This is a genomic window from Nonomuraea sp. NPDC023979 (assembly GCF_040639085.1).
GTDB classification, from domain to species: domain Bacteria; phylum Actinomycetota; class Actinomycetes; order Streptosporangiales; family Streptosporangiaceae; genus Nonomuraea; species Nonomuraea ceibae.
This window is the reverse complement of record NZ_JBEZZG010000047.1, coordinates 26176-51934: the sequence shown is the minus strand read 5'-3', so window position 1 is coordinate 51934 and position 25759 is coordinate 26176. Positions and strand designations below refer to the sequence as shown.

29 protein-coding genes and 1 pseudogene are annotated in these 25759 nt (G+C 68.6%); 12 read left to right on the top strand and 18 right to left on the bottom strand.

Going from position 1 to position 25759, the window contains the following annotated elements; translation table 11 throughout:
* Positions 1-21: 21 nt before the first annotated feature.
* From AB0G11_RS44995 to AB0G11_RS44960, 8 genes and pseudogenes are all read right to left on the bottom strand, one after another.
* Positions 22-504, bottom strand: a complete 483-nt coding sequence (locus AB0G11_RS44995) for a carboxymuconolactone decarboxylase family protein (RefSeq protein WP_357593101.1) — start codon at positions 502-504, stop codon at positions 22-24.
* 72 nt (positions 505-576) lie between these two features.
* Positions 577-2016: an MFS transporter gene (locus AB0G11_RS44990; protein ID WP_357593099.1), complete on the bottom strand. Its 1440-nt coding sequence runs from the start codon at positions 2014-2016 to the stop codon at positions 577-579.
* A gap of 11 nt (positions 2017-2027) precedes the next feature.
* A complete protein-coding gene (locus AB0G11_RS44985; protein WP_357593097.1) occupies positions 2028-3176 on the bottom strand; it encodes a serine hydrolase domain-containing protein in 1149 nt (382 codons plus the stop codon).
* Between the two features lie 184 nt (positions 3177-3360).
* Complete coding sequence (locus AB0G11_RS44980) at positions 3361-3612, bottom strand: SDR family NAD(P)-dependent oxidoreductase (protein ID WP_357593095.1); 252 nt, start codon at positions 3610-3612, stop codon at positions 3361-3363.
* Positions 3613-3673: 61 nt separating this feature from the next.
* Positions 3674-3886 (bottom strand): SDR family NAD(P)-dependent oxidoreductase, encoded by a 213-nt coding sequence (locus tag AB0G11_RS44975; protein WP_357593093.1) that lies wholly within the window; start codon positions 3884-3886, stop codon positions 3674-3676.
* A gap of 13 nt (positions 3887-3899) precedes the next feature.
* Positions 3900-4064 (bottom strand): annotated as a pseudogene (locus tag AB0G11_RS44970) (SDR family NAD(P)-dependent oxidoreductase); the annotation flags it as partial.
* Positions 4061-4600: a hemerythrin domain-containing protein gene (locus AB0G11_RS44965; protein ID WP_357593091.1), complete on the bottom strand. Its 540-nt coding sequence runs from the start codon at positions 4598-4600 to the stop codon at positions 4061-4063. The gene AB0G11_RS44965 and the pseudogene AB0G11_RS44970, both read right to left, overlap by 4 nt.
* On the bottom strand, positions 4597-5058 hold the full coding sequence (locus AB0G11_RS44960; protein ID WP_357593089.1) for a carboxymuconolactone decarboxylase family protein: 462 nt from the start codon (positions 5056-5058) through the stop codon (positions 4597-4599). The genes AB0G11_RS44965 and AB0G11_RS44960 overlap by 4 nt, the downstream gene beginning before the upstream one ends.
* Positions 5059-5298: 240 nt before the next feature.
* Here AB0G11_RS44960 and AB0G11_RS44955 point away from each other — a divergent pair, with 240 nt between their 5' ends.
* The 5 genes from AB0G11_RS44955 (at position 5299) to AB0G11_RS44935 (ending at position 9122) form a co-directional block, all read left to right on the top strand.
* Entirely contained in the window at positions 5299-5874 is a 576-nt protein-coding gene (locus AB0G11_RS44955) for a hypothetical protein (protein ID WP_357593087.1), read from the top strand.
* 81 nt (positions 5875-5955) lie between these two features.
* Positions 5956-6843 (top strand): sigma-70 family RNA polymerase sigma factor, encoded by an 888-nt coding sequence (locus AB0G11_RS44950; protein WP_357593085.1) that lies wholly within the window; start codon positions 5956-5958, stop codon positions 6841-6843.
* Positions 6844-6908: 65 nt separating this feature from the next.
* Entirely contained in the window at positions 6909-7289 is a 381-nt protein-coding gene (locus AB0G11_RS44945) for a hypothetical protein (protein ID WP_357593083.1), read from the top strand.
* Between the two features lie 4 nt (positions 7290-7293).
* Positions 7294-8247, top strand: coding sequence for an FAD-dependent monooxygenase (locus AB0G11_RS44940; protein ID WP_357593081.1), 954 nt, complete (start codon positions 7294-7296; stop codon positions 8245-8247).
* Entirely contained in the window at positions 8217-9122 is a 906-nt protein-coding gene (locus tag AB0G11_RS44935; protein WP_357593079.1) for a LysR family transcriptional regulator, read from the top strand. The genes AB0G11_RS44940 and AB0G11_RS44935 overlap by 31 nt, the downstream gene beginning before the upstream one ends.
* A 185-nt stretch (positions 9123-9307) precedes the next feature.
* Here the strand turns inward: AB0G11_RS44935 and AB0G11_RS44930 are convergent, their stop codons facing one another.
* On the bottom strand, positions 9308-9931 hold the full coding sequence (locus AB0G11_RS44930; protein ID WP_357593077.1) for a GNAT family N-acetyltransferase: 624 nt from the start codon (positions 9929-9931) through the stop codon (positions 9308-9310).
* Positions 9932-10451: 520 nt separating this feature from the next.
* On the opposite strand from AB0G11_RS44930, the gene AB0G11_RS44925 reads away from it, so the two are divergent.
* Complete coding sequence (locus AB0G11_RS44925; protein ID WP_357593075.1) at positions 10452-11297, top strand: tyrosine-type recombinase/integrase; 846 nt, start codon at positions 10452-10454, stop codon at positions 11295-11297.
* Positions 11298-11536: 239 nt separating this feature from the next.
* On the opposite strand, the gene AB0G11_RS44920 is transcribed toward AB0G11_RS44925, so the two are convergent.
* The 4 genes from AB0G11_RS44920 to AB0G11_RS44905 form a co-directional block, all read right to left on the bottom strand.
* Positions 11537-12625, bottom strand: a complete 1089-nt coding sequence (locus AB0G11_RS44920) for a CU044_5270 family protein (protein ID WP_357593074.1) — start codon at positions 12623-12625, stop codon at positions 11537-11539.
* Entirely contained in the window at positions 12622-13191 is a 570-nt protein-coding gene (locus AB0G11_RS44915) for an RNA polymerase sigma factor (protein WP_357593072.1), read from the bottom strand. The genes AB0G11_RS44920 and AB0G11_RS44915 overlap by 4 nt, the downstream gene beginning before the upstream one ends.
* A gap of 179 nt (positions 13192-13370) precedes the next feature.
* Positions 13371-14294, bottom strand: a complete 924-nt coding sequence (locus AB0G11_RS44910) for a site-specific integrase (RefSeq protein WP_357593070.1) — start codon at positions 14292-14294, stop codon at positions 13371-13373.
* Positions 14295-14509: 215 nt separating this feature from the next.
* The gene (locus tag AB0G11_RS44905) at positions 14510-15082 is read right to left on the bottom strand and encodes an MFS transporter (RefSeq protein WP_357593068.1); all 573 of its coding nucleotides are present in this window, start codon (positions 15080-15082) and stop codon (positions 14510-14512) included.
* A 285-nt stretch (positions 15083-15367) separates the two neighbouring features.
* Here AB0G11_RS44905 and AB0G11_RS44900 point away from each other — a divergent pair, with 285 nt between their 5' ends.
* The 4 genes from AB0G11_RS44900 to AB0G11_RS44885 all read left to right on the top strand — a co-directional run bounded on the left by AB0G11_RS44900 (position 15368) and on the right by AB0G11_RS44885 (position 20478).
* Positions 15368-16498: an FAD-dependent monooxygenase gene (locus AB0G11_RS44900; protein ID WP_357593066.1), complete on the top strand. Its 1131-nt coding sequence runs from the start codon at positions 15368-15370 to the stop codon at positions 16496-16498.
* 424 nt (positions 16499-16922) lie between these two features.
* Positions 16923-18548 carry a hypothetical protein gene (locus AB0G11_RS44895; RefSeq protein ID WP_357593064.1) on the top strand — a complete coding sequence of 542 codons (1626 nt, stop codon included), beginning with the start codon at positions 16923-16925 and terminating at the stop codon, positions 18546-18548.
* 197 nt (positions 18549-18745) lie between these two features.
* On the top strand, positions 18746-19063 hold the full coding sequence (locus AB0G11_RS44890; RefSeq protein WP_357593063.1) for a hypothetical protein: 318 nt from the start codon (positions 18746-18748) through the stop codon (positions 19061-19063).
* A gap of 140 nt (positions 19064-19203) precedes the next feature.
* The gene (locus tag AB0G11_RS44885) at positions 19204-20478 is read left to right on the top strand and encodes a tyrosine-type recombinase/integrase (protein WP_357593061.1); all 1275 of its coding nucleotides are present in this window, start codon (positions 19204-19206) and stop codon (positions 20476-20478) included.
* Positions 20479-21023: 545 nt separating this feature from the next.
* Here the strand turns inward: AB0G11_RS44885 and AB0G11_RS44880 are convergent.
* The 3 genes from AB0G11_RS44880 to AB0G11_RS44870 all read right to left on the bottom strand — a co-directional run bounded on the left by AB0G11_RS44880 (position 21024) and on the right by AB0G11_RS44870 (position 22936).
* The gene (locus AB0G11_RS44880; RefSeq protein WP_357593059.1) at positions 21024-21650 is read right to left on the bottom strand and encodes a hypothetical protein; all 627 of its coding nucleotides are present in this window, start codon (positions 21648-21650) and stop codon (positions 21024-21026) included.
* Between the two features lie 189 nt (positions 21651-21839).
* Entirely contained in the window at positions 21840-22274 is a 435-nt protein-coding gene (locus AB0G11_RS44875) for a hypothetical protein (RefSeq protein ID WP_357593057.1), read from the bottom strand.
* 215 nt (positions 22275-22489) lie between these two features.
* Positions 22490-22936, bottom strand: a complete 447-nt coding sequence (locus AB0G11_RS44870; protein WP_357593055.1) for a DoxX family protein — start codon at positions 22934-22936, stop codon at positions 22490-22492.
* Between the two features lie 136 nt (positions 22937-23072).
* Here AB0G11_RS44870 and AB0G11_RS44865 point away from each other — a divergent pair, with 136 nt between their 5' ends.
* A complete protein-coding gene (locus AB0G11_RS44865; protein WP_357593054.1) occupies positions 23073-23261 on the top strand; it encodes a hypothetical protein in 189 nt (62 codons plus the stop codon).
* 481 nt (positions 23262-23742) lie between these two features.
* Here the strand turns inward: AB0G11_RS44865 and AB0G11_RS44860 are convergent, their stop codons facing one another.
* Entirely contained in the window at positions 23743-24492 is a 750-nt protein-coding gene (locus AB0G11_RS44860; RefSeq protein ID WP_357593052.1) for an SDR family oxidoreductase, read from the bottom strand.
* 131 nt (positions 24493-24623) lie between these two features.
* Here AB0G11_RS44860 and AB0G11_RS44855 point away from each other — a divergent pair, with 131 nt between their 5' ends.
* Positions 24624-25058 carry an Rrf2 family transcriptional regulator gene (locus tag AB0G11_RS44855; RefSeq protein ID WP_357593050.1) on the top strand — a complete coding sequence of 145 codons (435 nt, stop codon included), beginning with the start codon at positions 24624-24626 and terminating at the stop codon, positions 25056-25058.
* 339 nt (positions 25059-25397) lie between these two features.
* Here AB0G11_RS44855 and AB0G11_RS44850 read toward each other — a convergent pair whose 3' ends face one another.
* The gene (locus AB0G11_RS44850; RefSeq protein WP_357593048.1) at positions 25398-25724 is read right to left on the bottom strand and encodes a hypothetical protein; all 327 of its coding nucleotides are present in this window, start codon (positions 25722-25724) and stop codon (positions 25398-25400) included.
* Between the last annotated feature and the right edge of the window lie 35 nt (positions 25725-25759).

Genomic DNA, 25759 nt, shown 5'->3' with positions numbered 1-25759 from the left:
TGAGCGAGGGCCTGGAGGGGGTCAGTTCCTCCACTGCTCGGCCGGGGACACGCCGGGCAGCGGCTTGCCGATGAGGGCCAGGGGGAGGAAGAAGCAGACCTGGCCGATGGCCATGATGAGGGTGGCGAGCGCCTTGTCGTCGTACTGCTCGGAGGCGCGGGCGTACAGCTCGTCGGGGACGCGCTCGCCCGCCGGGTTCGGTGTCAGGACGGCTTCGACCAGTTCTAGCGCGACGCGCTCGGCGTCGGTGAAGTAGGGCGCGTCCCGCCAGGAGGCGACGGCGGTGATGGTCTCCTCGGTGGCGCCGGCCTTGCGGAGGTTGCCGGTGTGCAGGACCGTCAGGTACGTGCTGCCGGCGAGCTGGCCGGCGCGAAGCTGGGCCAGGCTGATGGTGGCCTGCGGGACGGCGCCGTTTCCGGTCGCCTTGTACAGGGCGCCGCCGATGTCCTTCAGCTCGGGGACGAGCGCGGCGGGGTTGGGCAGGCGCGATTCGGTGGTGGTCATGGTGGTGAGTTCCTTTCTGAACGGTGTCTCGCCGCTCTGACGGATCGCAGAGGACGAAGGTGACGGAGGCTCTTAATGAGGCATGGCCTGAACGGCTTCGCTGTTCCGGTCGGCGAGGCGGGGGCGCAGGAGGATTACGGCGGTGAGGATGGCGGCCAGGTAGAAGCCGCCCGCGCCGAGCATGCCCTCGGTGTATCCGCTGGTGAGCGCGTCGGGCTCGGGCGTACCTGTCGGCTGGCCGGCGGTGGCGGCGACGGCGATGCCTGCCAGGACGGCCAGGCCGAGGGCGCCGCCGATCTGCTGACTGGTGTTGACCAGGCCGGAGGCGATGCCCGAGTCACGCGCCGCGACGCCCTGCACGCCGCCGATGGTCGCGGCGACGAAGCCGATGCCCAGGCCGACGCCGCCGGCGAGCTGGGCGGGCAGCAGCACGAGCAGCGGGTCCTGGTCGGAGGTGAGCAGGCTGAACCAGCCCATCGCCGCGGCGGCCACCACCATGCCGATGGTCAGGACGGTGCGGGTGGCGGCGCGGGCCTGCAGCCTGGGGCCGACGAGGCCGGAGCCGAGGCCGATGCCGATGGCGAACGGTAGGTACGCCAGCCCGGTGATCAGAGGCGAGTACTGCTTGATGGTCTGCATGTAGAGGGTGAGGAAGTAGAAGGTGGCCAGCTGTCCAGCGCCCATGAGCAACATGACCAGGTTGGCGCCGAGCCGGCCGCGATCGGCCAGGACGCCCGGAGGCAGCATCGGGCTGCGCGCCTTGCGCTGGATGAACGCGAACGCGACCAGCAGCCCGACTGCGGCGGCGCCGAAGGCCAGGGTGAGCCCGTCGCCGACGCCGTGCGATCCGGCCCGGTTGATCGCGTAGACGAGCGAGCCGAGGGCGAGGGTCACGGCGATCGCGCCGGGCAGGTCGAGGCCGCCGCGCTCGCGGGTGCCGGGCACCAGGGCGAAGGTGCCTGCCAGGACGAGCAAGGCGATGGGGATGTTGACGAACATGATCCATCGCCAGCCCAGGTATTCGGTGAGCGCGCCGCCCAGCAGCAGGCCGGCGACCGAGCCGAGGCCGCCCATGGCGCCGTACACGCCGAGCGCTTTGTTGCGTTCGGGTCCGGCGGGGAAGGTGTCGGCGAGCAGGGACAGCGCGGCCGGGGCGACGATCGCGGCGCCGACGCCCTGCAGGACGCGGGCGGCGATCAGCACGCCGCCGTTGCCGGCCAGGCCGCCCAGCAGGGAGGCGGCCAGGAAGACGACCAGCCCGGCGCGCAGCATCCGGCGCCGGCCGAACAGGTCACCGGCGCGCCCGCCGGCCAGCAGCAGGCCGCCGAAGGCCAGAGCGTAGGAGGTCAGGACCCAGTCCAGGTCTGTCTCGGCGATGCCGAGCCCGGCGCCGATGACGGGCAGGCCCACGGTCACGATGGTGCCGTCCATCACCATCAGCAGTTGCGCGAACGCGATCACCGGCAGGGCCAGGCCGCTTCGCCCGGGACGGGGAGCGTTGGTCGAGGTCATGGGAAGGTCTTTCAGGAGGCGGTGGCGGCGTCATGGACGGCGGCGGCGAGCCGGTCGTGTTCGGGGTAGGACCAGGCGAAGCCGAAACGCCGCCGCGTGTAGCCGAAGGCGATGCCGGCGCGGGGGTCGGCGAAGGCTTCCGAGCCGGCCGAGCCGTCGTGGCCGAACACGTTGGCGCTGAGGAACCCGTACTGCAGGCCCTTGGCCTGGAAGCCGAGCGCGTAGTTGCCCTGCTCGCCGCGGACCAGGTCGGCACCGGTGGAGTGCAGCTGGGCGAACTCGGCGACGGTGTCGGGCTTGAGGAACGGAGCCTGTCCGTCGATTCCCCAGACGGCGGCGGCGTACAGGCCAGCGAGACCCCGCGCGCTGCCTACGCCGCCGGCCGAGGCGGGGCCGTTCGCGCGGACGGCACGGGTGTTGGCGAAAGCCACCTGGTCCAGCGGCGGCGTGCTGTTGAGCCCGTAGCCGATGCCGAGGATGCTGTGCGGGCCGGGCAGGTTCGTCCAGAACGCGGCTTCCTGCTCAGGCGTGGCCGTCCACCACTGGATTGGCAGGAACCGGTCCTCTTCGGACTCGGGTAGCCCCAGGTAGAGGTCCAGCCTGTACGGGACGCGGATGCGCTCGTCGTAGATCTGCTGCAGCGACCGGCCGGTGACCCGCCGGATCACCTCGTTCACCATCGCGAACGAGACGAACCCGCCATAACCGTAGGCCGAGCCCGGCCGCCAGTACGGCCGTTGCCCGGCCAGGCGGCGGGCGATCAACGCGTCGTCGGCCAGCTCGGCCGCCGACAGGCCGCCGTCGACGCCGACGACGCCGGAGCGGTGGGTGAGCACGTCCCGCAGCGTGATCTGGTCCTTGCCCGCGGCGGCGAACTCTGGCCAGTTCCTTGCCACCGGCTCGTCGAGATCGAGAACCCCCTCCTGCGCCAGCAGCGCCGTCACCAGCGTCGCGGCGCCCTTGGTGGAGGAGTAGATGCCGGTCAGCGTGTCGCCGCTCACCTCGTCCCCGGCCCACAGATCGACCACCTGCCGGCCGTGCGTGTAGGCGGCGAGCTGCGCGCCCACCTGGCCGTCCTGCTCGGCCACCACCGCGGCGAACGCCTCGCGCACCTGCTCGAAGCCGTCCGCCACCGTTCCATGAACCTCTGTGCTAGTCATCGTCGGCAACCTCTTGTAGATGTTGGTCCCCGGCATGACGGGTGGCGCCGGGGATAGGTGACCGCGCGTTTCGCGGTCGTCCTTCTCTGGGGCGATGGATCAGCAACGCCCATGACTGCCTGGCTGTTCGGCCTGAGAGGCAGCGCTTTCTGCCGAGGGGCGGTCGTGCGCTGTCTCCTTCGGGCTACCAGGGGAGACGGCCCTCGTCCTGGACGAAGGCGGCGGTGGGACCGTCGGGTCCGAGCAGCACCATGGCCAAGATCGGCGCGGCGCCCTCCTCCGGGCTCTTGATCCCCGTGCCGTGATTGATGTCGGTCCTGACCCATCCCGGGTCGACGGCGTTGACCTTGATCGGGGTGTCCCACAGCTCCTTGGCGTAGGCGACGGTGATCATGTTCACGGCCGCCTTGGAGGAGGTGTAGGCCAGGTTGAGCATCGGCCACAGCGGATGTCCGGGTCCAGGGCGCGGGCGAGTGAGCCACGCTCGCTGGAGACGTTCACGATCCGCCTGCCGATGAGCGGGGTAGCAGCGGCAGCATCGCACGGGTGACCTCGATCACGCCGAACACGTTGGTCTCGTAGACCCGCCTGACCTCCTCGCTCGTGGTGTTGCTGGGCGGGCCGACGGGGATGGTGATGCCGGCGTTGTTGATCAGAATGTCTGAGCTTGCCGTACTCCCGCTCGATCCACGCGGCCGCCGCTCGGACACTGGCCGCGTCGGTGACGTCGATCCGCCCGTACGGCAGGCCGAGCGGCTCGGCTGCCTCCTTGCCTCGTACGGTGTCGCGGGCGCCGAGGATCGCGGCGACGCCGTTCTCGGCGAGGAGCTTGGCGGTGGCGTGGCCGATGCCTCTGGTGGCGCCGGTGATTAGCGCGACGGTGGTCATGGTGTGGTGCTCCAACGGTCGGGGCCGGCCTGGGCCGCGTCGGCGGCGGTCAGCCAGGCGTGAACAAGGGTGAAATGTGCCCACTGGGGTGGGGTGATGGTCCGCAGGATCAGCGGGAGCACAGCATGCTCCTCATGCGCCAGGTGCCCGGTCAGACCCGTGACCAGCGAGTCCGTCAGGTCGCCGAGTGTGCCCGGGGCCGCGTCGGCGCGGGTGTGAGCGGCCACCTGCTCGTCGATCACCTCGATGAGCTGGTGGATCGCGGCGTGCTCGGCCTCGATCGCTTCCAGCAGGGCCAGGCTGTCCGGCCGGTGGGCCAGGGCGTGCCGCAGCGGCGGCCACAACGCCTCGTCCTCGGCGGCGAAGTGCGCGCGCAGCGAGTGTTTGAACAATCGCCAGCCCGCGGCGGTGCGCAGGACACGGCGGGGGTTCCGGCCGACCCGGACGGTGAGGCGGGCCAGGTGGGTCAGTTCGCCGCGCAACCTGTCGTGCGCGGCGTACATCGCCGCCATGCCCGCGGCGTTGGTCCAGGTCACGTCCAGGTGGCGCCGGCGGGCTCCTTGATGGCGGCGTTGAGCCGGTTGAACAGGTTGGTCACGCCGATGAGCAGGAGCAGCGCGGAGATCTGGCTGTCGTCGTAGTGACCGGCGACCAGGCTCCACAGCTCGTCGTCCACCGCCTCGCCGGAGCGATCCGCCAGCCGGGTGACCGCCTCGGTCAGCTCCAGCGCGGCCCGCTCGGCATCGGTGAAGAACGGCGCCTCCCGCCAGGCGGCCACGGCGGAGATCCGCTCGATGCTTTCCCCGGCCTTGACCAGGGCCTGGGTATGGGCGTGCACGCAGGCGCCGCAGCCGTTGATCTGGCTGGCGCGCAGGCCCACGATCTCCTGCAGCTCATGGGAGATGCCGCCCTGACCGACCGCCTTGAAGATCGCTCCGATGCCCTTCATGCCGTCGGGCAGTACGTAGGCGGGGTTGGTCATCCGTGCATGCATGATCGATTCCTTCCGCAGAGGGGATTGGCTCCGGCGCCGGCGTGGCAGCACCAACCCTTGTCGAACGCACCGGCCTGGATCAACGCGAACTTCGCGAACGCGCTGATAACGCACGGGTTATGACAGAGAGGGCACCGACGTTCCTGGCCCTGGCGGATCGCCGGACGATCCCGACGTCGGACCCGGTGGAGATCGTCGCGTGGACAAGGTTCCATGGAACCACCGATACGATCCCCGATCATGCAACGATTGAACGGGGTGCTCGTCGGCGCCGTCTTCGGAATGGTCTTCGTGGCCGTCAACGCCGGCGCGCCACTCACACCCATGGCCGGCGTGATCCTCCGCTGGCTCGCAGGCCTGGGACTCGCGGGCGTCATTGTCATGTGGTTCATCGCCATGCGCCGGACCAAGGGCGGGGCGGACATCGCCGAAACCGGAGGTGAGGCCCGCAGCCGGATGTTCGGCCGTAGATATGTCGTGATCGTGGTTCTTGAGGCGGTCGCCTTGTTCGGCGGCATCCAGGTGCTCCGTCTGCTGGGATGGCCGGCTCAGTCGGGCGTGGCCTGGACGGCGCTCGTCGTCGGCGTGCATTTCGTCGCGCTGTGGCCGGTCTGGCGCGAGGTCAGCATCCTGATCCCCGGGGTTGCGCTGACCGTGCTGGGCCTGGCCGGCCTCGTCATGGTGTGGACCCGGGCCATGGAGTGGGTGCCGTTCGTCAGCGGCGTACTGCCGGGCGTGGTCCTGCTGGCCGGATCGCTCTTCTTCACTTACCGGCAGTTCTCGCGCATCGCGGCACTGAAAGCGGGCGGACGGTAATCCACGGCGCGTTAGCGGTCACCTTTCGGTGGTTCGCTGCGTCAGCGGGGTGACGTTCGGCGAAGGAGAGGAAACGAGCCCGTGACGCCCCATGACTTCCTGGCTGTCCAGTTCGAGGAACACCGCTCTCATCTGAGAGCGGTCGCTTACCGCATGCTCGGCTCGCTGACCGAGGCCGAGGACACGGTCCAGGAGGCGTGGCTGCGGCTGGCCCGTTCGGACTCCGGCGAGATCGACAATCTGGGTGATTGGCTGAGCACCGTGGTCGGCCGGGTCTGCCTGGACATGCTCCGTACCCGTAAGACCCGGCGGGAGGAGTCGCTTGAGGACCTGCTGCCGGACCCGGTCATCAGCAGTGAGGATGCCCCCGACTCGGAACAAGAGGTATTGCTGGCCGACTCGGTGGGGCTGGCGCTGCTGGTTGTGCTGGAGTCCTTGAGCCCGGCCGAACGGTTGGCGTTCGTGTTGCACGACCTGTTCGGTCTGCCGTTCGAGCAGATCGCACCTATCGTGGACCGCACCCCGGCCACCACCAAGAAGCTCGCCAGCCGCGCCCGGCAACGGGTCCGCGGCGCCGCCCCGAGCCCCGACCCGGACTTGGCCGATCAGCGGCGCGTGGTGGAGGCGTTGCTGACCGCCGCGCGCGGTGGCGACTTCGACGCGCTGCTGTCCATCCTCGACCCTGACGTAGTGCTGCGCGCCGACGGCGGGATGCTCACCAACGGCATGCAGGCCATCCGCGGCACCGCGGCGGTGGCCGGACAGCTCGCTACCTTCCAGCGCATGGCCACCAGTGCTGCCACCCACCCGGCGCTCGTCAACGGCCTGGCTGGCCTAATCAACACGATCGACGGCCTGCTGATCTCCGTCATGAGCTTCACCATCACCGACGGCAAGATCGCCGGCATCGACATCCTGTCCGACCCCGACCGGCTGGCCGCTCTCGACTTGACCGGCATGGAGTCATGACTCCCGCTGACGCTGAACCAGTTCCGCATCGCTTCGGATTCGCCTGAGCGCGGGCATGGCATTTCATGTTCCGGAAGGCAGTCCGATACCGTAATTCGAACACTTATGTACGAATTGTTGAAGGAGACGCGATGGGCCCCAGGGCTGTCGTCATTGGAGGGGAGATCGGCGGGCTGGCAACAGCGTTGGCGTTGGCCAGGACCGGCTGGCAGGTGACGGTGCTGGAGCAGGCGCGGGAGGTGCGCGCGGTGGGCGCGGGCATCACGCTGGCGCCGAACGCGGTGGCGCCCTGGACTGGCTCGGGCTCGGGGGCGAATTGCGCACGACGGGGGGCTGCAAGGCGGAGCGGATCTGCACGCGAGTTCAGGCCTCTGGCTCATGCGGACGCATGTCGAAGAGCTCAGGCGCCGCTTCGGCGTGCCGGGCTTCGCACTGCACCGAGCTGAACTCATGGACACGCTGACCCGCGCGCTCCCCGAGGTGATGATCCATACGGAGCATCGCGTCACCGGTGTGCGCGCAGCGGAGGGCACGGTGAGCTACCAGGGGCCGTACGGTTCGGGCACGGTCACGGCCGATCTGGTCGTGGCCGCTGACGGACTGCACAGTACCGTGCGCGCGAGCCTGTTCCCCGCACACCCTGGCCCCGCCTACGCCGGCTACGTGACCTGGCGCGGCGTGGCCCCGCAGCACGAGGCCGCGCAGCTGCGCCCCGGCTCGGTCAGCGAAAGCTGGGGCCGGGCACGGCGCTTCGGCATCGTGCCCCTGGCCGACGGCAGGGTCTACTGGTATGCGACCCTCGGCCTGCCCGCCGACGCGCTGCTCCAACTCGCCCTCGATCAGCTGGCCGAACGGGTCCGCGGCTGGCATGAGCCCATCGCGCAGTTGCTGGCCGCCACCCCGCCCGAGGCGCTGCTGCGTCACGACACCCACAGCCTGATCACGCCGCTGCCGTCCTATGCCGCCGGCCGGGTCGTCCTGCTGGGCGATGCCGCGCATGCGGTCAGCCCCGACCTCGCCCAAGGCGCCAGTCAGGCGCTGGAGGACGCGGTGAGGCTCACGCGGACGCTGGAGCACGAGCGGCAGACACCCGCCGCGCTCGCCGCCTACGATCGGGTACGCCTCCCGCGCACGCCTGGTCCGGGTCTCCGCCCTGGCCGGGCAGCTGGCCCAGGCCGCCCATCCGGTGGCCGCTCTCCTGCGCGACGCTGTGGCTTGGGCTCTGCCGACGCCGCTGTACATGCGTATCATCACCGAGACGATGTCATGGAGGCCCTGACGACCAGGGGTGGCCCATCGGGTTTTCACGTCGGCTCAGTGGTCATCCGCGCATGTGCCCGGCAACGTATCCGTGATGACAGGAGAGGGCACCGGTGGAACTGCGGGACATCGAGATCTTCCTGACCTTGGCAGAAGAGTTGCATTTCGGCCGGACGGCCGAACGGTTGCGTGTGTCCCAGGCACGCATCAGCCAGGCGATCAGCCAGCAGGAACGCCGCCTCGGCGGCGCGCTGTTCGACCGCTCCAACCGCCGGCGCATCCGCCTTACCCCGCTCGGCCGGCAACTACGCGACGACCTGCGGCCCGTCTACGCCGGCCTGCGCGACAGCCTCGAACGCGCCCGCTTGGCCGCCCAGGGCATCACCGCCGTGCTGCGGGTCGGCATGCTGCCCATCAACGTGCACGACCTGCGCGCCTACTGGGATACCTTCCGCGCTCGCCATCCCACCTGGAAGCTGACCATCCGGCACCCGGCCTTCAGCGATCCCTTCGGGGCGCTGCGACGCGGTGACGTCGACGTCCTGGTCGCCTGGCTGCCCGTCGAGGAACCCGACCTCACCGTCGGCCCGCTTATCTACGCCGAACCGCGCGTGCTGGCCGTGGGCACCGGCCACGAACTGGCCGGGCGCGCGTCGGTCTCGCTGGACATGGTGAGCGACTTCCAGCACCCCGACGTCGAGTCCAGGCCCGACTACTGGTTCGACAGCTACATCCCGTCCCACACCCGCAGCGGCCACTCGATCCAGCGCGGCCCCCTGGTGCAGAACACGGAGGAAATCCTCAGCCTGACCAGCATGGGCGAGATCGTCACCTGCTTCCCGGCCCACATGGCGCGATACGGGACCCAGCCCGGCATCGTCTACCTGCCGCTTCGTGACCTGGACCCTTTGTCGTACGCCCTCGTCTGGCGCAGCGAGGCCGAGACTGGCCTCATCCGGGCCCTCGCCCGGATCGTCCGCGAGCTGGGCCCCCGCACCAGCAGCGACAGCGCCACGTGATGCAGGCCCTGCCCCGATTCAGTATCGGCGAGACCGTCGAGCCCGTGCGGCTTCCCGGGCCCTTCCGGTGGCCGCGGCGTGGCTTGCCGTGGCCCGAGGGGGTGGCCGAGCTTCCTGCCGTGCCACACGTTCGGCATCTCCGCATACGTCCCCTCCCGGCCACGCCCCGGTCCACACCGCAAGCGTCAAGCGTTGCGGGATATGTCCCGTCTTTCGGACAACTGCTCCATACCGGCCGACCGGTAGGTGGCGACGGCGCCGACGTTGGCGCTCTCGCAATACGCGACCATGCTGGATGAGCCCAGCTCCCGGAGCGCGCGGGCCGCGGCGATGGTGACCGCCCGGCCATACCCCTGACCTCGGTGTGCCCGGTGCACCCCCATCGGCTCGATCAGCCCGATCCTGCCCTCACCCGCCGCCCACACGATCGCGACCGCCACCGCCTCGCCCCGCTCATCGCGTACGGTCAGGCACCGAGCGTCAGCGTACGGGGCGCCAGCCGCCGTCGCGTGCCAGTGCGCACCGCTGAACGTCGACCTGTCGAACGACGCCTGCAGGACCGCGGCCCACTCATCTGCCTGTTCCGGCCCGGTCACCTCGACGTGGACGCCGGGGTCCTGCACGGGCTCCGCGAGGTCGCGCCGAAGCAACGTCCACGGCTCGCCGCTCTGCCAGCCTTCCTTGGCGAGCAGGTCCTGGACCCGCGCGTCCATCGACGACTCGACGTACGCCTTGCCCGCGGGCAGCACCCCGCGCCCGGGCGCCGACACGTCCTCGGCCACCTGCCGCGCCAGCTCCTCATCCCGCAACGCCCGGGGCGCGAACGCCAGGCGCAGCAGGTCCGCGCCGTCCAGCAGCCCGACGGCCAGGACCTGCCCGGCCCGGCTCCAGGTCCGGGTGGCCTGCGTTGTTCAAGCAGTTGGGCGATCGGTTCCGGCGCGCGGTGGCCTCCTTCGCCGAGGACAACCACATCCGGTGGGTCAAGTTCGGCAAGGATCAGGCCAAGCTGGAGACGATGACCCCGTATCTGGCCCGGCAGGCCGCCACGGACGCTCAGGGGTGGGGGCGATCGGGGTGGCGCAGGAGTTCCAGCGCGTCTGGACCGCGCACGAGGGCAAGATTTCCACCGGCACCCCGCGCAGTCCCACCCGGCCCCGGCGTTCTCCCGTGTCCAGCTCCTCCGCGAGGAACTTTAGGCGCTGTCCACTCTGCCCGCCGGCGATGGCGAGCTGATCGACGAAGAGCGCCGCATTTCCCCTGCGGTACGGCGACGGCAACTCCACGAAGTGCTCGCATCTGCAGTCGACCAGCCGCGAACGTCCGATCGCGATGTCGACCGGCCGCGGCTATGAGACGACGCTCGCGATGTTCATGAGCTTCCTGACCGACCGGCAATACGGCTGGAGCGAGCAGTGTCTGGAGCGGTTCGGCCAGGTCCCGCAGCAGATCTTCCACGAGGACAACCGGGTCGCTCATGTCGTGGAGTACGAGGGACGGCCAGGGCGGCGGCCGCTGACCTATGACGAGGTCCAGGCGTTGTTCGACGCCGTTGATGGCCGGGTGGAGCAGGCGCGGGCCCGGGGCCGCAAGGGCGCGCTGACGGCGATGAGGGACGCGGCTCTGCTGAAAACGGTGTATGCCTTCGGGCTTCGGAGGAACGAGACGAGGATGCTTGATCTGGCCGACCTTCGGCGGACCCCGAAGTTCCCCCAGTACCGGCAGTTCGGCGGGTTGTTCGTCCGGTTCGGTAAGTCCTCCAACGGCAGCCCGCCCGAGCGGCGCACCGTGCTGACGGTCCCGCAGATGGACTGGATCGTCGAGGTGTTGGAGCGCTGGGTCACCGAGATCCGGCCACTGCTGTCACCGGGCAAGCTGCCCGCGTTGTTCGTCACCGAACGCGCCAGCCGCATGTCGGTTCGCTCGCTGAACGTCGCGTTCGCACAAGCCCGCGACGACGCGGGGCTGCCACCGGAGGCAGATCTGCATGCCCTGCGCCACAGTTACGTCACTCATCTCGTGGAGTTCGACTATCCCGAAAAGTTCATGTCCTTGCAGGTAGGACACAGTTATGCCAGCACGACGGCTATCTATACCGGGGTGTCGGATGAGTACCGCAATCGGCTGGTGCAGCGGTCTTTGAAGGAGCGGCACCCGGAGCTGTGGGAGGGCGTGTGATCAAGAAGATGGGGATCGTCTGGAACCTGCGCAAGCTCTTGGCCGGCCGTGACATGTTCCAGACCACCGACCTGGTCGGCCCGCTGGCCGAACGAGGCGTTCATCTGTCGCGGGAGCAGGTGTTCAGGCTGGTCACTCAACCGCCGCAACGCCCGGACCGGCGCCTTTCTGCCAGCGGCTGCGGGAGCGGCCCCGGCTCTCGTTCAGACGAGGAGGCCGGGGCCCGGGGTGGTGAATGGTCAGGAATGGTCCGCCGGTACCTTCGGCGATTCGTCGGTCCAGCCCGACTCCAGAACGGCGCTCCAACCGGCCGGCCGAAGATCTGCGCAACCTTGCTCGCCGACCGATCTACCGACCGACAGTAGGCGCCCGGTGTTCTTGTCGAACAGGACCTGCGACTCAGTGCCGTAGCTGGGCTCGCAGCTTCGCAACGTGACTCCTACCGCGTCACGGCCCAGCGGGTCCCGTACGCCGCCGAGGGAACGAACCTCGGGCAGATCGGCCATCAGCCGAAACAGCGCCGCCCTGACTCCGGAAGGGGCAGGCAGTTCGAGCAGCAGTTCGGCTGCCTGCTCAAACAGGATCTCATCTCGTCTCTTGTCGCTCATCCCGCCAGGGCCCTGCCACTGGATCAGGACCTCTTTCAGCGCCTCCGGTTCGGTGGGCAGGCGCTCGATATCGGCGACGGAGACAGCCTTGCCGTTGACGTTGGGCCAGCTCGACCCCGGCTCGGCAAAATTGTTCAGCCGACTGGCGTAAGGCGTCTTGCCTGTCTCATCGCTCAACGCCCGGTTGCCGCGGGAGCAGGTGAAATGAGCTTGCTCCGAGCTGAACTCGCCCTCCTTGGGTGGTTTCGCGCCCTTGACGGCGTCCACTCGGGTCCAGGAGTGGACTATCCACCAACTCGGATCCTTGGGCGACTTGGCCACCCACGTCTCATCTCGGCAAACGCCGTGGGATGACCTTCCGCCGAACAAGCCGCCCGAGTTCACACCCCGGATATGCCAGTACCTGCCGGCGACGGTCGGCACTTTCACGGTCTGCTCCGCGGCGGCGAGCAGCAGACCGCGCGCGGCGGGCTCGGCAGACCGGTCGCCGGCACCGCCAGGTACCAGGGTCACGGCCACCGCGAGCCCCGCCGCCACCACTCCCGCCGTTCCCAATCCCCAGCCCAGCTTGATGCGGCCATGACGGGGGACGACCGAGACCGTGGACGGCCGTGTGGTCGCGGCGGCGATGATTCGGTCGAGCCGTGCCGGATCGTCCACCGGCTTGAGCGAAGCGGGACGAGTGCCAGAAAGCGACTTCATCACATCGGTCTTCTTCACCGGGTTGACTCCTTCATGGATGCCAGCGATTCGGAGGTGACCACGGCGGCGCCGGTGATCGCGTCGGGCTCAGCGGCCATCGCACGCTCCAGCCTGCGCCGGGCACGGTGCAACCGGACAAAGAATGTGGCGGTGGAGCAGCCGACGACCTTCGCCGCGTCCACGGCCCGCAGCCCATGCCAGGCGACCAGCGTGAGCACTTCACGATCACCGTCGGAGAGCGCAGCGAGCCCCCGCAAAATGGCTGTCCTCTCGGTTACCGACTCGGCGACGTCGCGCGCTGGCAGCTCCGTGACCGAGCCCCAAGTCGACAGCTCATTCTCCAGCGACTGACGCCGAGCCTCCGCACGGTACGACTCGCGCAGCACGTTGCGGGCAACGCCGAGCAGCCATGGGAGCGCCTCATCCGGCACGTCGTCGATCCGCCGCCACGCGACGCAGAATGTCTCACTCGCCACCTCCTCCGCGAGCTGCCGTCCCGCACGGCTGACCGCGTACGCGTACACGCTCGAATAGCAGGAGCCGTACAACACGGTGAACCGGTCCCGAGGACCAGGTTCGATCATGTGTCCACCCTTCCCTAAGTGCGCCACTACCAGGGAAGTGAGCGAACCGCGCCATTTCTTACAGCCCGAGGGGAATATGCGCGCCGCACGGCCGGTGATCTTCCACCCCTTCACTCGATCCAAGGAGGATACGAGGGGGATGGCCGTTCTCTGGCCTCCATCGTTTTCTGCGCCGTTCCTCAGCGCCTGCGGGCGGCGTGATCGCGTCCCGATTGCCAGCGTGCAAGTGCTTCGCTGGAGACTCGGGCGTAGCGGGCCAGCGAGGCGACCGAGGTGTGGCCGGAGTAGGCCAGCAGAGTGGAGGTGTTGGCGCCGTCCTCAGCCGCGTGAGTCAGCGCCGAGTGCCGGAGTTGGTGCAGTGTCCAGCCGCCACTGGCTGCCTCAAACAGCTCGGCCGCCCGCCGATAGGACAACCGCGCCTTCCCGCTGCCTGCCTCGACGTCGCCCGGCGGCAGTTCCACCCGGGCACGCCGGTCGGTGGTGAACACCGGCCCGCTCCGGCGCCCGTCCAGCAGCCGGGGTAGCAGCCGGGCGGTGCCGGTGCGCCAGACAATGACGTCGACCGCGCCCCCCTTACGCCGTACTTGGGCCCGCCGGTTGCGCAGGTCCAGCTCATCGACATCCAGGCCCAGAACTTCCGAAGACCGCGCCGCTGACTCATAGAGCAGCCGCCACAGGGTCCGCTCGCGCAGCGCGACCCCCTCCCGGCCGAGCAATTCGGCGACCTCGCCGCGATCCAGGGAACGGGTGCGGTCGGCCTCGACCGGCCGACGCTTGAGTCGGCGCAACGGGTCCTCGATGATCCAGCCCTGATCCCGCCACCAGCCGACAGCCGAGGCCAGCGCGTTGAGCCGGGCGTTGACCGTGGCGGCCGCGGCCGATCCCCACCGCTCGATGAACCAGGCGGCGATTCGATCAGCCGCGGCTTCCCCCTCGAACACGCTCACCGGGGTGTAGGAACCGAACTTCTCGGTCAGAGCACGCAACGCCGTGGCGTAGGCCCGCGCCGTGTTGGGATTGGACACCCCGGCGAGAAACCCCTCAATCGCGTCCTTGAGCGCCGGGACCGACCGCTCGATGCCGATCTTGCGGACCACTCCCACGATGCCTCCGCGCTCTATCGCAGATAACCATGGAGTCTGGCCCCCGCCCGGCGGAGGTATTTCCCCAGGACGGAACTGACGTTATCGCAGATAATCGTGGATTATACGCGATAGAAGGTTCGCGATCAGCGCTCCCTCGGTCACCCTGCGACAGCGAAGGAATCTCCCTCCGATGGCCGAAACGGTAAAGGAGGTCCTTAGATGATCGAGGGTGTTCAGTGCGCCCGGTTGGGCGGGGGGTCGGTGGGCAGCCGGCTGTGGCGGAAGATCCGCCACAGGGCGAGGTCGTAGCCGATCTTCGTGACACCGGCGAGCAGGAACGGCGCAGCCAGGCTGATCGATTGCAGTACGCCTGCCAGCGCCGGTCCTAGGGGCCTGGTGAGGTAGCGGGCGGTGTTGGTGATCGCGGCGGCGGCGGTGCGTTCCTCGGGCGGGACCATCGCCATCACGTACGCCTGCCGGGCTGGCACGTCCATCGACGACAGGCAGGCACGCCCGAGCAGGAGGGCGATCGCCAGCGGGAGGGAGGGAGCAAACGGCACTGCAGCCAGCATGACGTTGGCGGGCAGATGGGTGAAGACCATCGTGGGCAGCAGCCCGATTCTGGCCGCGATGACCGGCGCGAGCAGGAAGGAGGCGGTCTGCAGGACGGCGCAGCCCGCGAACAGCAGCCCGATGCTCGCCGTGCCAGCTTGGTAGTGGATGCCCAGCCAGTAGGCCAGGTAGGCCTGCGGTCGCCGACGCCAGACAGCGCGTTCACCAGCGCTACAACACGACCAAGGCAACATGAGCGCAGGCGGGCGCGGGAGCGTGGACGCCCTGGTCACTGTCCATAGCCGGACGTCCGCGCCGTCACGGCCCTGAGGCCTTGGTCAAAAGCAAAGGACGCATCGGGCAGGCGGCGTACGGTGATGGCGCCATCCGTTCCCTCCGATGGAGGTACTCATGACCGAAGCCGTTGCACGTGACCTGGACCTTTGCACCCTGATGCGATTCCACCCTCCGATGAAGCCTATCCGGGGTATGGGTATGATGTAACTCGTACATCAATGTTCGAGTTATGGGAGGACATCGTGGAGCGCACCGCGATCGTGGCAGGCGGCGGCATCGGCGGGCTCGCCGCCGCTCTGGCGCTGGTCAGGGCGGGTTGGCAGGTCAAACTGTTCGAGCAGGCCGACCAGATCCGCGCCCTGGGTGCGGGCCTGGCGCTGGCGCCCAATGCGGTGCGGGCGATCGACTGGCTCGGCCTGGGTGACGACCTGCGCTCCAAAGGCGTCATGCAGGGCGGCGCCGGGCTGCGGACCAGCCGCGGCCGCTGGCTCATGCACACCCACATCGAGGAGCTGAAGCGGCGCTACGGCGTGCCTGGCTACGTGCTGCATCGCAGTGACCTGATGGCCATGCTCACCGGCGCCCTGCCGGACGGGGTGATCTCCACGAGCCATCGCGTGACCCGCGTGGATCCTGCAGCGGGGTCGGTGGACTACGCGGGGCCGCACGGTCCGGGCACGGCGAGCGCCGAGGTGATCGTCGCGGCCGATGGCATCCACAGCATGCTGCGCCAGAGCCTGTTCCCCACCCATCCCTCACCCACATACGCCGGATACGTCACCTGGCGCGGAGTGGTGCCCCAAGGTGCGGTGCGGGCGGGCGAGATGACCGAGAGCTGGGGCCGTGGCCGCAGGTTCGGCATCGCACCGCTGGTAGACGGCCGCATCTACTGGTATGCCACCCTCGGCGTGCCCGCCGGCGCGCTCACCGAACTGACACTCGACCAGCTCGCCGAGCGCTTTGCGGGCTGGCACGAGCCGATCCCCCAACTGCTCGCTGCCACACCGCCCGAAACACTGCTGCGGCACGATATCTACAGCCTGACCGCGCCGCTGTCCACCTTCACCGTCGGCAAGGCGGTCCTGCTGGGCGACGCCGCCCACGCCGTCACACCCGACCTCGGCCAGGGCGCCTGCCAGGCGCTGGAGGACGCGGTCACCCTGGCCACCTCCCCCGACCTCAAGGCCTACGACCTGGCGCGACGCCCGCGCACCCAGCACCTGGTCAAAGTCTCGGCGCGGTCGGGAAAGCTGGCTCAGGCGAGCAGGCCCGCGACCGCCTTCGTGCGTGACGCCGTGGCATGGGCGACACCCACGCCGCTCTACATGCGAATCATCGACGGCACCCTGTCCTGGCAACCGCAGGACTCCTGAAGTCGAGCATCCGCTCGAGTCCCTCAAAGGGTTGGCCGAGGAGATCAGGGCCTGGCGCTGACAAACCCTGCTACTACTCACCAGCGAAAGCAGAGCTGAGCTCGGCCAACTTGGCCTACGTGAAAGAAGAGATCACCATCCTCTGACCTGCTGGAAGGGTCCGGCAACCCTAGATAACGATCGCAAACTGATGCCTCGGTTCGGGCAACCTGATGCCGTCCAGATCGACGCCATCGCATGTCTAGACTTCCGCCTTCTATCCGCATCAGATCCACTGAGCCACGGACCTGCCGATCGGCTCAGCACATCTGATGCACCCCAGGTCGGCGCGTCGTGCCCGGCATCACTTCTCTTGAGTCAGGACACCATCGGGTCTAGCCTCGGCGCCGTTGACGAGCAGGGTTCGCTTGCCGGAGGAGGTCACGTGATCCAGTGGAAGTCGGTAGCGGAGGATCCGGCACGGTTCGAACGCGCCGTGAAGCTGCTCCTGCGGCGGCTGCATCCCGCAGCACAGGGCATGGATGGGAGCGGCGGCGACGGCGGCGTCGACATCTGGTTGCAGACCGATCTCGGGCCCGTCATTTTCGAGGTCAAGTCGTTCACCACGCGCCTCACCCCTGCGCGGAGGAGGGAAATCGCTAAGTCTCTCTCCACCGCCGCACGGCACAAGCCGATCGCCTGGCGCCTGATCCTTCCACTGGAGCACACCCCGTCCGAGAAGGCATGGTTCGACGGGCTCGGCGCGCAATACCCGACGATCTTGCTTGCCTGGCAGGGCATCGACTGGCTCGACGAGCAGTTCGCCAAGCACGACGATCTGCGCCGCTACGTGGAGGGGGGCGACTACGGGCTGCTGGCCCGCAGCAAGGAGATGCATCTCGAGCAGGCTGCCCTCGCGCAGCTTGCCGACCTGGGCGCCCGGGTTAGCACCCTCCATGGCCGCGCCCAGGAGATCTCTCCCTTTTACCGCGTCGGCTTCACCGCCCACGGGGACCGCCGGCAGATCACGATGACGCCGGCGACCGGGCAGGTCTCGATCATTCCGAAGCTGCAGTTCGATCCTGGCGACCCCGAGGGGGTCCAGGCTCGGCGCGACCTGGAGAAGGTGCTGGCCTACGGTGGCAAGACCGCCATCGCGGGTCGGTTCGTCGAGGCGCTGCACGTCTTCGACGCCGATTCTCTGGTCGAGAAGCTCGAACCGTTCGGCAGCGGCGATCATCTCCACGTCATGACCCCCCATCAGGACGCCGCACCCGTGCCCGGCCGCCTGCGGGTGCTCACTCGCGACGGGCAGGCGGCCGCGACCTTGGACGTCTCGCTGACGACCCGTACCGCCGGGCAAACAGGGATGTCTATCCACGGGACCGATCTGCACAAGGTGGTCCAGGTGAGCCTGCGCATCGACCGTCCGCAAGACGGTGTCCCGATGAGCGGTGGCATGGACGTGAATCTGTCCGGCCTGGCCGGGCACTGGCCCGCAGTGGTCAGGCCGGTGGCCGATCTACTCCTCGCCGCCGAGGCGAACGACGTGATCGAGGTGCATGTGGCAGGCAAGCCTGTGGCTCGTGGCCACGGCCGAGAGCCGCTGTCGACCGCGGTCTTGAATGCCGCCCGGCTCGTCATCCTCCTGGACGATCTGCAGAAGCTGACCGGTACCCACTTCCCCACCCCAGCCGAGGTGGCACCGGCCGAGGTAGCAATGCTGACCGTGCTGCGCGACCTGCACACCCACGGCAAGGCCGTCATGCCTCGTGGAACGATCTCGGCGGAGGTCAACGAGCAGGGGCGAGCCCATCTCCTGGACGTGATCAACGCCAACAGCGACTGCAAGCTGGTCCTCGACACGAGGTGGGAGCCGAGCTGCGCTGGGCAGCGCTTTCCGCCCGTAGAGGTGAGGGTCAACGGGCCACGCGTTCGTCTGGCGAACCGTGCTGAGCTCGAGGCGGCCCGCACCGCTGGCGCCGGCAGGGTCACCGCCCATTTCGCCTGCACCGACGATCAGGTCCTCGAGGTCTGGTCGAAGGTCCTGCCGAGCGGCGCGGAGGGCTGAACACGTGCGAAAGGAGAAGACCATGTCAGGTGGCCAGGCCCGGCAGCGAACCATCGCCGCGAGCCAGTGCCCGGAGGCCGCAACGCCGTACGCGGTGGAGGGGGCGGGCACACCGGAGTTCCGCGCGGCCGTGCGGCGGAGAGCCGGGATGCTCGTGGCGTCGCGACGCCGATCTGACCGCCTACGCCGACGAGGACATGCACCGGCTGATCGGGGCCAGCATGGGTGACGCTCGGGGCGGCGCCGTCAGCCCGGCCGAGGCCGAGCTGACGACCACTGGACGCCGGATGGCCTGCCACCTCGACCAGCCGGACAGCGTGCTGACCAGCCAGCTCCCGATCGAGGCCATCGACCCCGACACCGCCGCCTGGCCGCCGCTGGTTCACGACCTGGAAGAACCCCTGAACCGCCGGGCCGTTCAGCTCAGTGCGCCGGAGCCGGGCCTGGCCGGTGAAGGCGAGCGGAATGTTGAAGTCGCAGACGCGGCAGGCCTATCAGCGAGATCCCAGCCATGATCGGGGAACCAGCGGGCCAGCAGGAAGACACACTCGTCCCCACAGCGGTGTGGCGACCCGGAGCGCGCACCGTACGCTCAAGCACCGCTCCGACGCTCATAGGATCGGACGGACACGGTGGCAGCCACGATGGCGGGGGGGTGGTCGGCGGTTCCGGCCAGGCTGCCGAGCCGCCGTTGCCGCCGCCCGCGCCGCTGGTGGATTCGGTCGGTGACATCGCTGGGCTGCGTCCGCGGCGGCGGCCGAGGGACGGCGGTGAGGTGCCCGGCGCCGACGTGGACCTCATCGACGCGTTGCCGCGCACTGACGACGTGCCTGCTCCTGGGCAGCGGGCCAGCTGGCCGACCGTGGCCGCGTGGCTGCGCGCGGGCAGGACCGCCGCGACCCGCCGCGCCCGGCTGGCCGACCTGGCCAAGTTCGTACGCTGGTGGGCCGCTGCCGCGCCCGGCGCCGGGCTGTGGCAGGTCAGCGAGGATGTCCTGGTCGCTTATGCCGAGCAGCTGGGCACCGGAAGCGGCCATGCGGCGGTGCTCGGCCGGGGCGGTGGCCCGCTGGCCGCCGCCACCGTCAAACGGCACATCTCCACGCTGAAATCGCTGTACGGCTACGCGGTGCGCCGCCGGGTGATCAGCCACAGCCCCGCTACGTTCGTGGAGACGCCCGAGGTCGGCAAGGTCGGCACCACCCCCGCACTGGCCCTCGACGAGGCCGCCGCCCTCGTACGCGGTGCGCAGCAGATCGCCCCGCGTCATCCGGTCGACGCCGCGGCGGTGATGCTGCTGGCCACCCTCGGGCTGCGCGCCGCCGAGCTGGAGGGGCTGACGGCGGGGCGGATCGAGCGTTCGGCGGGACACTGGGTGATCGGTTTCCGGCTCAAAGGCGGCCGGCAGGTCGTCGTGCCGCTGGCCGCCGAGGTGATGGAGCTGCTCCGGCCGCTGCTGGACGGCCGCCGCACCGACCAGCTGCTCCTGCTACGCGCCGACGGCCGCAGCTTCGACCGCTGGCGGCAGCAGACCGCACTACGCCGGGCCGCCCGCGCCGCAGGGCTGGACATCGCGAAGCTGACCCCGCACATGCTCCGCGCCACCGCCGCCACCCTGCTACGGGCCGCAGGTGTCGCCGTCGAAGACGTCCAGGAACTGCTCGGGCACGCCTCCCCGGTCACCACCCAGCGCTACGACCGCGGCCAGAGCGCACTGGACGGCCACGCCGCCTACCGGCTCACCGACCTGCTCACCGGACAACCCACCACCGGCCCCGGCGAGGCCACCGAGGTCACGGTGGCCGTCGACGAGACGAACGGGGAGGATGCCACCGCGCGCGCTCGCCGGCCCCGACCTCCGCGCCATCGAGGAGCACAGCCACTGGCAGGAAAACGCCGCAAGACCGGCGACCCCTCGCGGCGTGAACGCTGAGCAGGCTGTGTCGGCCGACCGTGGGGCGACGCGGGTTGCGTGGTCCGAGTGCACAGGTCGAGTCTGGGCGGGCCGATCATCCGTTGGCTAGCTATGCGGCACCGGCTTCAGCCGTACCAGCCAAGACAGGCCGGCGACGTGAGTTCGCCCGCCGTCTACAGAATCGCCGGCGATCGAGGGAACAATGCGTGAACGGCGGCGCGGACGCGGCTGTTGGCCTGCTCGGGTGTCGAGCGTCGAACTTTCCGTCAAGGTGGAGGAAGGCCAGGCTATGGGCCAGCGCCCAGATCGCGTCCGCCAACGGCTCGGGTTCACGGTCGGGAAAGACGCTGCGTACCAGGTTGTGCAGGTAGCCGGAGATGGCGGTGATCGCGGATCGTGCTGGCCTGCACCGGGGGCGACGGCCGTGGCGGCACAGTGGCGGTGGCGGCCCGGCTGCGGGGCAAACTTGACCTCCCGAAGGCGGGCCTGGCCCGCCCCGGGGGGTGCGGCGCTCTACGGCACTCTCAGCCCGCGCACGCGGGTGGACTGTTACGACAAGCGGATCAAGCGATCTTCCCTCGGCGCAGTTCCTCAGCGAGGAACCGCATCTCGGCCTCCGTCACCCGCATCTGCCCCGTCCGCGCCTGGAACCACTGGTTACGTAGCTCCCGCCGGTACCTGCCCCACCTGTTGGTCCGCGCCTGCCCGGCCCATGGATGCCGGGCGCGCGACGACATCACGGTCATGGTGTCCGAGAGCTGCATGGGTCCCCACCATCGGTAGATCTCGTACACCGTGAAGGGCACCGTGGAAATCTCCTGATCCGCCTGGACCTCGTCGAATGCCTCGTCCCACTCGTTCTGGGAGGTCTTGATGATGGTCGTGAGGGGCCCCCACCAGGTCCATCGGCGTTGGATCGCCAGACTCGTGTCGCTGCCGGGGACCTCCACCTCCGCGCCGTTCGGAAACCTCCGCGCCTCCTTGAGGACCTCGGCTGCGGCCAGCCTCTCCGGCATGGGCGCGACCATGACTGCCGCCACGAGGCAGGCGCAGCCGATCGCCAGGCCGGGCAGGAAGTAACCCCACGACCCTGAGGCGATGCTACGGATCAGGAGCCCCAGCGGAATTCCGGCCGCTGCGCCGATCAGGGTCAACGCGATCCATTCCCGGATCTTCGCCCATAACCTCATGCGCTGCTCCCGTAACTTGGCGTGGCCCAACCATCGCATCAGGAGTCATCCCGCCTCGGCAAGGGTCGCGGCCCTGTACGGCACTCTCAGCCCCGCACGTGCGCTCACGAAAACGGCCCGCCCTCACGGAAGCGGAGGACGGGCCAAACCCGGGGGACCACCGGGGAGCCTAGGGCTAAGTCGGGGAGATCAGCTCTCGTAGCAGGGAGGAGCCGACCGGTGAATCCACTTGACTCTCACGGCAGTGACAGGGACGCTGATGGCTTCATGCCCGGCTGCCAGGTTGTTGTCCTCCGCTCGGTGGACGCATAGCGTGATCTCCCGGGTGGCATTTTGGACCCTGTACGTTACTGCGACATGATCGTAGTATTCCGGGGATCCGTAGTTGAAGAATGATCGGACATATTTGATTCCGTCCCCCTCCCAATTCCCGCTCGTAGACGCGATCCGCGTGCCGGCCGAGATCACCTCTGTGGTGTACATGCAGAAGTTTCCGCGCACGCAGCCGTACTGGACATCCGCGGCGATAGCCGCGCTTGCGGACGCGGGAGCGGCAACGGTGAGGCCGGTCAGAAGTGTGGCGGCGGCGAGGGCAGCCTTCGCCCTTACAGTCTTAGAGATCATGCTTGAGTCTAGGCAGCCTCCCCTTGGATCTTCCTTGAGCAGCTTTGCCCCTGTCTTGTCCCCGTCCTGATCACGACGCTGGGGGCCTCCCCGGCGTCCGCGTCGATGCTGCGGCGCCCGAGCCGGTGGAGCAGGTTCCTCAGGACCATGTCGCTCCCCTTCCAGCCAGCGCAGGACCAGCCTCGCACCCGGCTTTGAGACACGCTCTAGCCTGCTTAGGCCCGCGTCTCGGCATCGTGCGCAGCCGGGTTGGTTCGGTAGAGGCGGACCGGGGTGAGATGACGGGAGGCCGGCCTGAAATACCATGACGCGATCGTGAGAATGAGCAGGAAAAGCGCCGTGAGCGATTGATACCAGGCGTCGCCTGAGGCGGCATGCGAGAAGATCCCTCCTGTCAGCAGGAAGAAGATGCCCGCGTACGCCCACTCCTTGATCAGTGGCCGCTTGGGGACAAGGATCGCCACCGCTCCCAGGAGTTTCCACATGCCGAGGAGCGTGAGGATGTAGACGGGGTAGCCGAGCTGGACAATGCCCCAAGCATAAGGAGGCGCCAACGCCCCTTCGCCTTCTATTCTCAGCAGTTGCTGGATGCCGGAGCCGATCAGGCCCGATGCGAGCACCAGGGTGGATCCCCAGTAAACGATCTTTTGAGTTCTCGTCATGTCCGGCACGCTAATGGCAGTCGGCCGGGCAGCGCTTCTTCATTCCTGATCGATGTATCGATCAGGAATGAAGAAGCGCGTATCCCGGGGCCACACCTGGGGTGATGTTGCAATTCACTGTTGAAGGAGGCGCGCAATGCCCCTGCAGCTCGACGTCGTCGCTCTTGGGGCGCCCGAGGTAGACATTGCGCGCCGGTTCTACACCACCGCTTCTCACCCACTGTCACCGACGACGGGCGATTCGGTGACCCTCGACCTGCACGGCACCGGACAGGTCGAGCTGTCCGTGACCGAGTGTCTCGCCACGGTCGCGGGCGTCACGTAGGGGTGTTCACGAATACATCTGACCTGCCAGGCATCGGTGACATCAGAGATCGCTTCCCAGGCCCGGGTTGATCGTTTCCCGCGCACCGGCCAGAAGGAAGGGCTGGCGGTGGGACGTCGGGGAATGGGGATCGAAGCACGTGGTGGGGCCGCGTAGCGGAGTTCAGTCGTGCCGGTGGCGTCGTACCTCCACAGGATCTGCGAGATCAGCGGCAGGCCGTTGTGTGTGTGGGCCTCGCGGATGAGTACGTCGGCCGAGGTCGAGCCACTCATCCAACTCGGTGAGGACTACAGCAGGTTTCCTGGCGATTAGATGTGATCAACGCCATCATGGGGACCGTGACTCTGCCCCCTGGTGCGTTACAGGGGAGCGACTTGTTCAAGGCGCCCGTCCGGATGAGTTCTTCCCCATCAAGCAAGTGCTGTGACCAGCGGAAATCCGGGATACGTCACCCCTATGCTTCAGCCGTCGGCGCTGCGGCTCAGGCGTTGTAGCCGCCGTGGGCGTCCAGCACGGCTCCCGTGACGTACGACGCGGCGGGGCTCGCCAGGAAGGCGATCGCTGCGGCGATCTCGTCGGGGTGTCCCATACGTTGGAGGGACAGCGAGCTGAGCAGGGCCTTGAGGGTTTCGGGGTCCGGTGGCTCCATGCCGCCCTCCATCAGCCCGGCTTCCACGACATTGGCGGTGATGGCCCGGGAGCCGAGGTCGCGGGCGACGCCCATGGTGTACCGCTCGACCCCCGCCTTGGTCGCCGCGTAGTCGGCCACGCCCGGGACGCCGACTCGAGTGCCGAGCCCGGAACTCACCGTGATGACGCGGCCGCCCTCACGCAGCACTCGGGAGGCGGCCCGGATGACGGCGATCACCCCGAGGTAGTTGGTGGCGTGCATCCGATCCAGCGCGGCGGTGTCGGCATCCGGGGCGCCCACCATACCGTTCACCGAGATCGCCGCATTGTTGACGAGGATGTCCAGGCCACCGAAGTGCGCGACCACGTCGTCGATCAGCGCCGGAGCCTGGCTCGCGTCCGCCTGGTCGGACTTGAACGCGGCGACTTTCGCTCCCCTGTTGCGCACCTCGTCGACGACGGTCTGGGCCTGCTGCTCGGAGTTGACGTAGGTGAACGCGACGTCGGCGCCCTGCTCGGCAAGCAGCCGTACGGTCGCGGCCCCCAGCCCGCGGGACCCTCCGGTGACCAAGGCGACCTTGCCCGTCAGGGGCTTGTTCATTCTTCTCACCTCACTGGTTGACCATCTTCAGACAGTCGTAACAATAATAGTAACGACAGTATGTCGCAACTCTAGCTGTTACGACCATGGTTGTCGTAACATCGGGAGTTGCGATCGAGAGGAACGGGTTCATGAGCGCCAACAGCAGGTTGACCATCGCCGCCCACGCGCTGGCCTGGATCGGCCTCTACCAGCGTCAGGGCCATGAGGTCGCCACCTCCGAGCAGATCGCGGCCAGCGCGAGCACCAATCCCGTGGTGATCCGGCGGCTGCTCGGCGACCTGCGCAGGGCGGGGCTCGTGGAGTCCCGGCGCGGGGTGGGCGCGGGCTGGTCGCTGGCGCGCGACCTGGAGTCGATGACACTGCTGGACGTGTACGAGGCGGTGGAATCAGGCCCGCTGTTCGCGCTGCACCGCGCCGCCCCGGACCCGGGATGCGTGGTGGGTTACGGCATCCAGCCGGCGATGCAGCGCATCTACACCGGTATCGAGGAGACCCTCCGGCGCGAGCTGGCCCGCGTCACGCTGGAGGATGTACTCCGGGACGTCCTCACGGCACCTCGCTGAGTGGTCCTGTCCGTAAGTTCTAGGCCGGCACGGAACTCGATGCGCACAACGTCCGCCGCTCCTTCCGGGCCGTCCTCAAGAAGGCTAGTCACCCAGCAACGCGAAAGGCCGCTTCCAGCGCTCTGGAAGCAGCCTTTGACCTGGGTGGGGTGTTCACGAGTGGCTTAGGTCTGGGATGATGGAGTCACCGTGATGATCGTTTCCCGGGACGAAGCAGCGGACCCAGAGACGCCGACCGGCTCGCCGCCGATCCTCGGGCGAGCAGACCGATGGGCACACAGCACCGTTCCACTCCACAGGCCGTGGAGACGGCGCGTGTGGACGCCATCGTGGGTTGATCTACCAGTTGGCCAAATCGTAGCCGGCGGCCACGATGTAGCGCTGCGACGACGGGCACTGGACTGCCGACCAAGCCATGCCGGGGCGGCGCCAGTCGCCGTAGTAGTAACTGCCGTAGCCACGCCTCGGGTCGGATGTGCAGTAGGCCATGGCCCGGAAGCGGCCGGTGCCCGCCGTACACCTGGCGATACCTCCCTCAACATCGGAATAGATCCGCTCTTCTGCGGTGCATTTGCTCGGCCAAGCATGCGCTACGCCGGGCGTAAGCGCGATGAATCCGCTGGCAGTCATGGCGAGAGCCGCGGCGGTCATGGCAAATCTGCGCATCAGGTTTCGTCTCCTTTGAGAGGCTTCGACGGCGT

Coding starts and splice junctions, on each gene's coding strand:
- AB0G11_RS44995 (WP_357593101.1), bottom strand. CDS start 504: ATGACCACCACCGAATCGCGCCTGCCCAACCCCGCCGCGCTCGTCCCC.
- AB0G11_RS44990 (WP_357593099.1), bottom strand. CDS start 2,016: ATGACCTCGACCAACGCTCCCCGTCCCGGGCGAAGCGGCCTGGCCCTG.
- AB0G11_RS44985 (WP_357593097.1), bottom strand. CDS start 3,176: ATGACTAGCACAGAGGTTCATGGAACGGTGGCGGACGGCTTCGAGCAG.
- AB0G11_RS44980 (WP_357593095.1), bottom strand. CDS start 3,612: ATGCTCAACCTGGCCTACACCTCCTCCAAGGCGGCCGTGAACATGATC.
- AB0G11_RS44960 (WP_357593089.1), bottom strand. CDS start 5,058: ATGCATGCACGGATGACCAACCCCGCCTACGTACTGCCCGACGGCATG.
- AB0G11_RS44955 (WP_357593087.1), top strand. CDS start 5,299: ATGCAACGATTGAACGGGGTGCTCGTCGGCGCCGTCTTCGGAATGGTC.
- AB0G11_RS44945 (WP_357593083.1), top strand. CDS start 6,909: ATGTTCCGGAAGGCAGTCCGATACCGTAATTCGAACACTTATGTACGA.
- AB0G11_RS44940 (WP_357593081.1), top strand. CDS start 7,294: ATGGACACGCTGACCCGCGCGCTCCCCGAGGTGATGATCCATACGGAG.
- AB0G11_RS44925 (WP_357593075.1), top strand. CDS start 10,452: ATGTCGACCGGCCGCGGCTATGAGACGACGCTCGCGATGTTCATGAGC.
- AB0G11_RS44915 (WP_357593072.1), bottom strand. CDS start 13,191: ATGATCGAACCTGGTCCTCGGGACCGGTTCACCGTGTTGTACGGCTCC.
- AB0G11_RS44905 (WP_357593068.1), bottom strand. CDS start 15,082: ATGTTGCCTTGGTCGTGTTGTAGCGCTGGTGAACGCGCTGTCTGGCGT.
- AB0G11_RS44890 (WP_357593063.1), top strand. CDS start 18,746: ATGCACCGGCTGATCGGGGCCAGCATGGGTGACGCTCGGGGCGGCGCC.
- AB0G11_RS44880 (WP_357593059.1), bottom strand. CDS start 21,650: ATGAGGTTATGGGCGAAGATCCGGGAATGGATCGCGTTGACCCTGATC.
- AB0G11_RS44875 (WP_357593057.1), bottom strand. CDS start 22,274: ATGATCTCTAAGACTGTAAGGGCGAAGGCTGCCCTCGCCGCCGCCACA.
- AB0G11_RS44870 (WP_357593055.1), bottom strand. CDS start 22,936: ATGACGAGAACTCAAAAGATCGTTTACTGGGGATCCACCCTGGTGCTC.
- AB0G11_RS44865 (WP_357593054.1), top strand. CDS start 23,073: ATGCCCCTGCAGCTCGACGTCGTCGCTCTTGGGGCGCCCGAGGTAGAC.
- AB0G11_RS44860 (WP_357593052.1), bottom strand. CDS start 24,492: ATGAACAAGCCCCTGACGGGCAAGGTCGCCTTGGTCACCGGAGGGTCC.
- AB0G11_RS44855 (WP_357593050.1), top strand. CDS start 24,624: ATGAGCGCCAACAGCAGGTTGACCATCGCCGCCCACGCGCTGGCCTGG.
- AB0G11_RS44850 (WP_357593048.1), bottom strand. CDS start 25,724: ATGCGCAGATTTGCCATGACCGCCGCGGCTCTCGCCATGACTGCCAGC.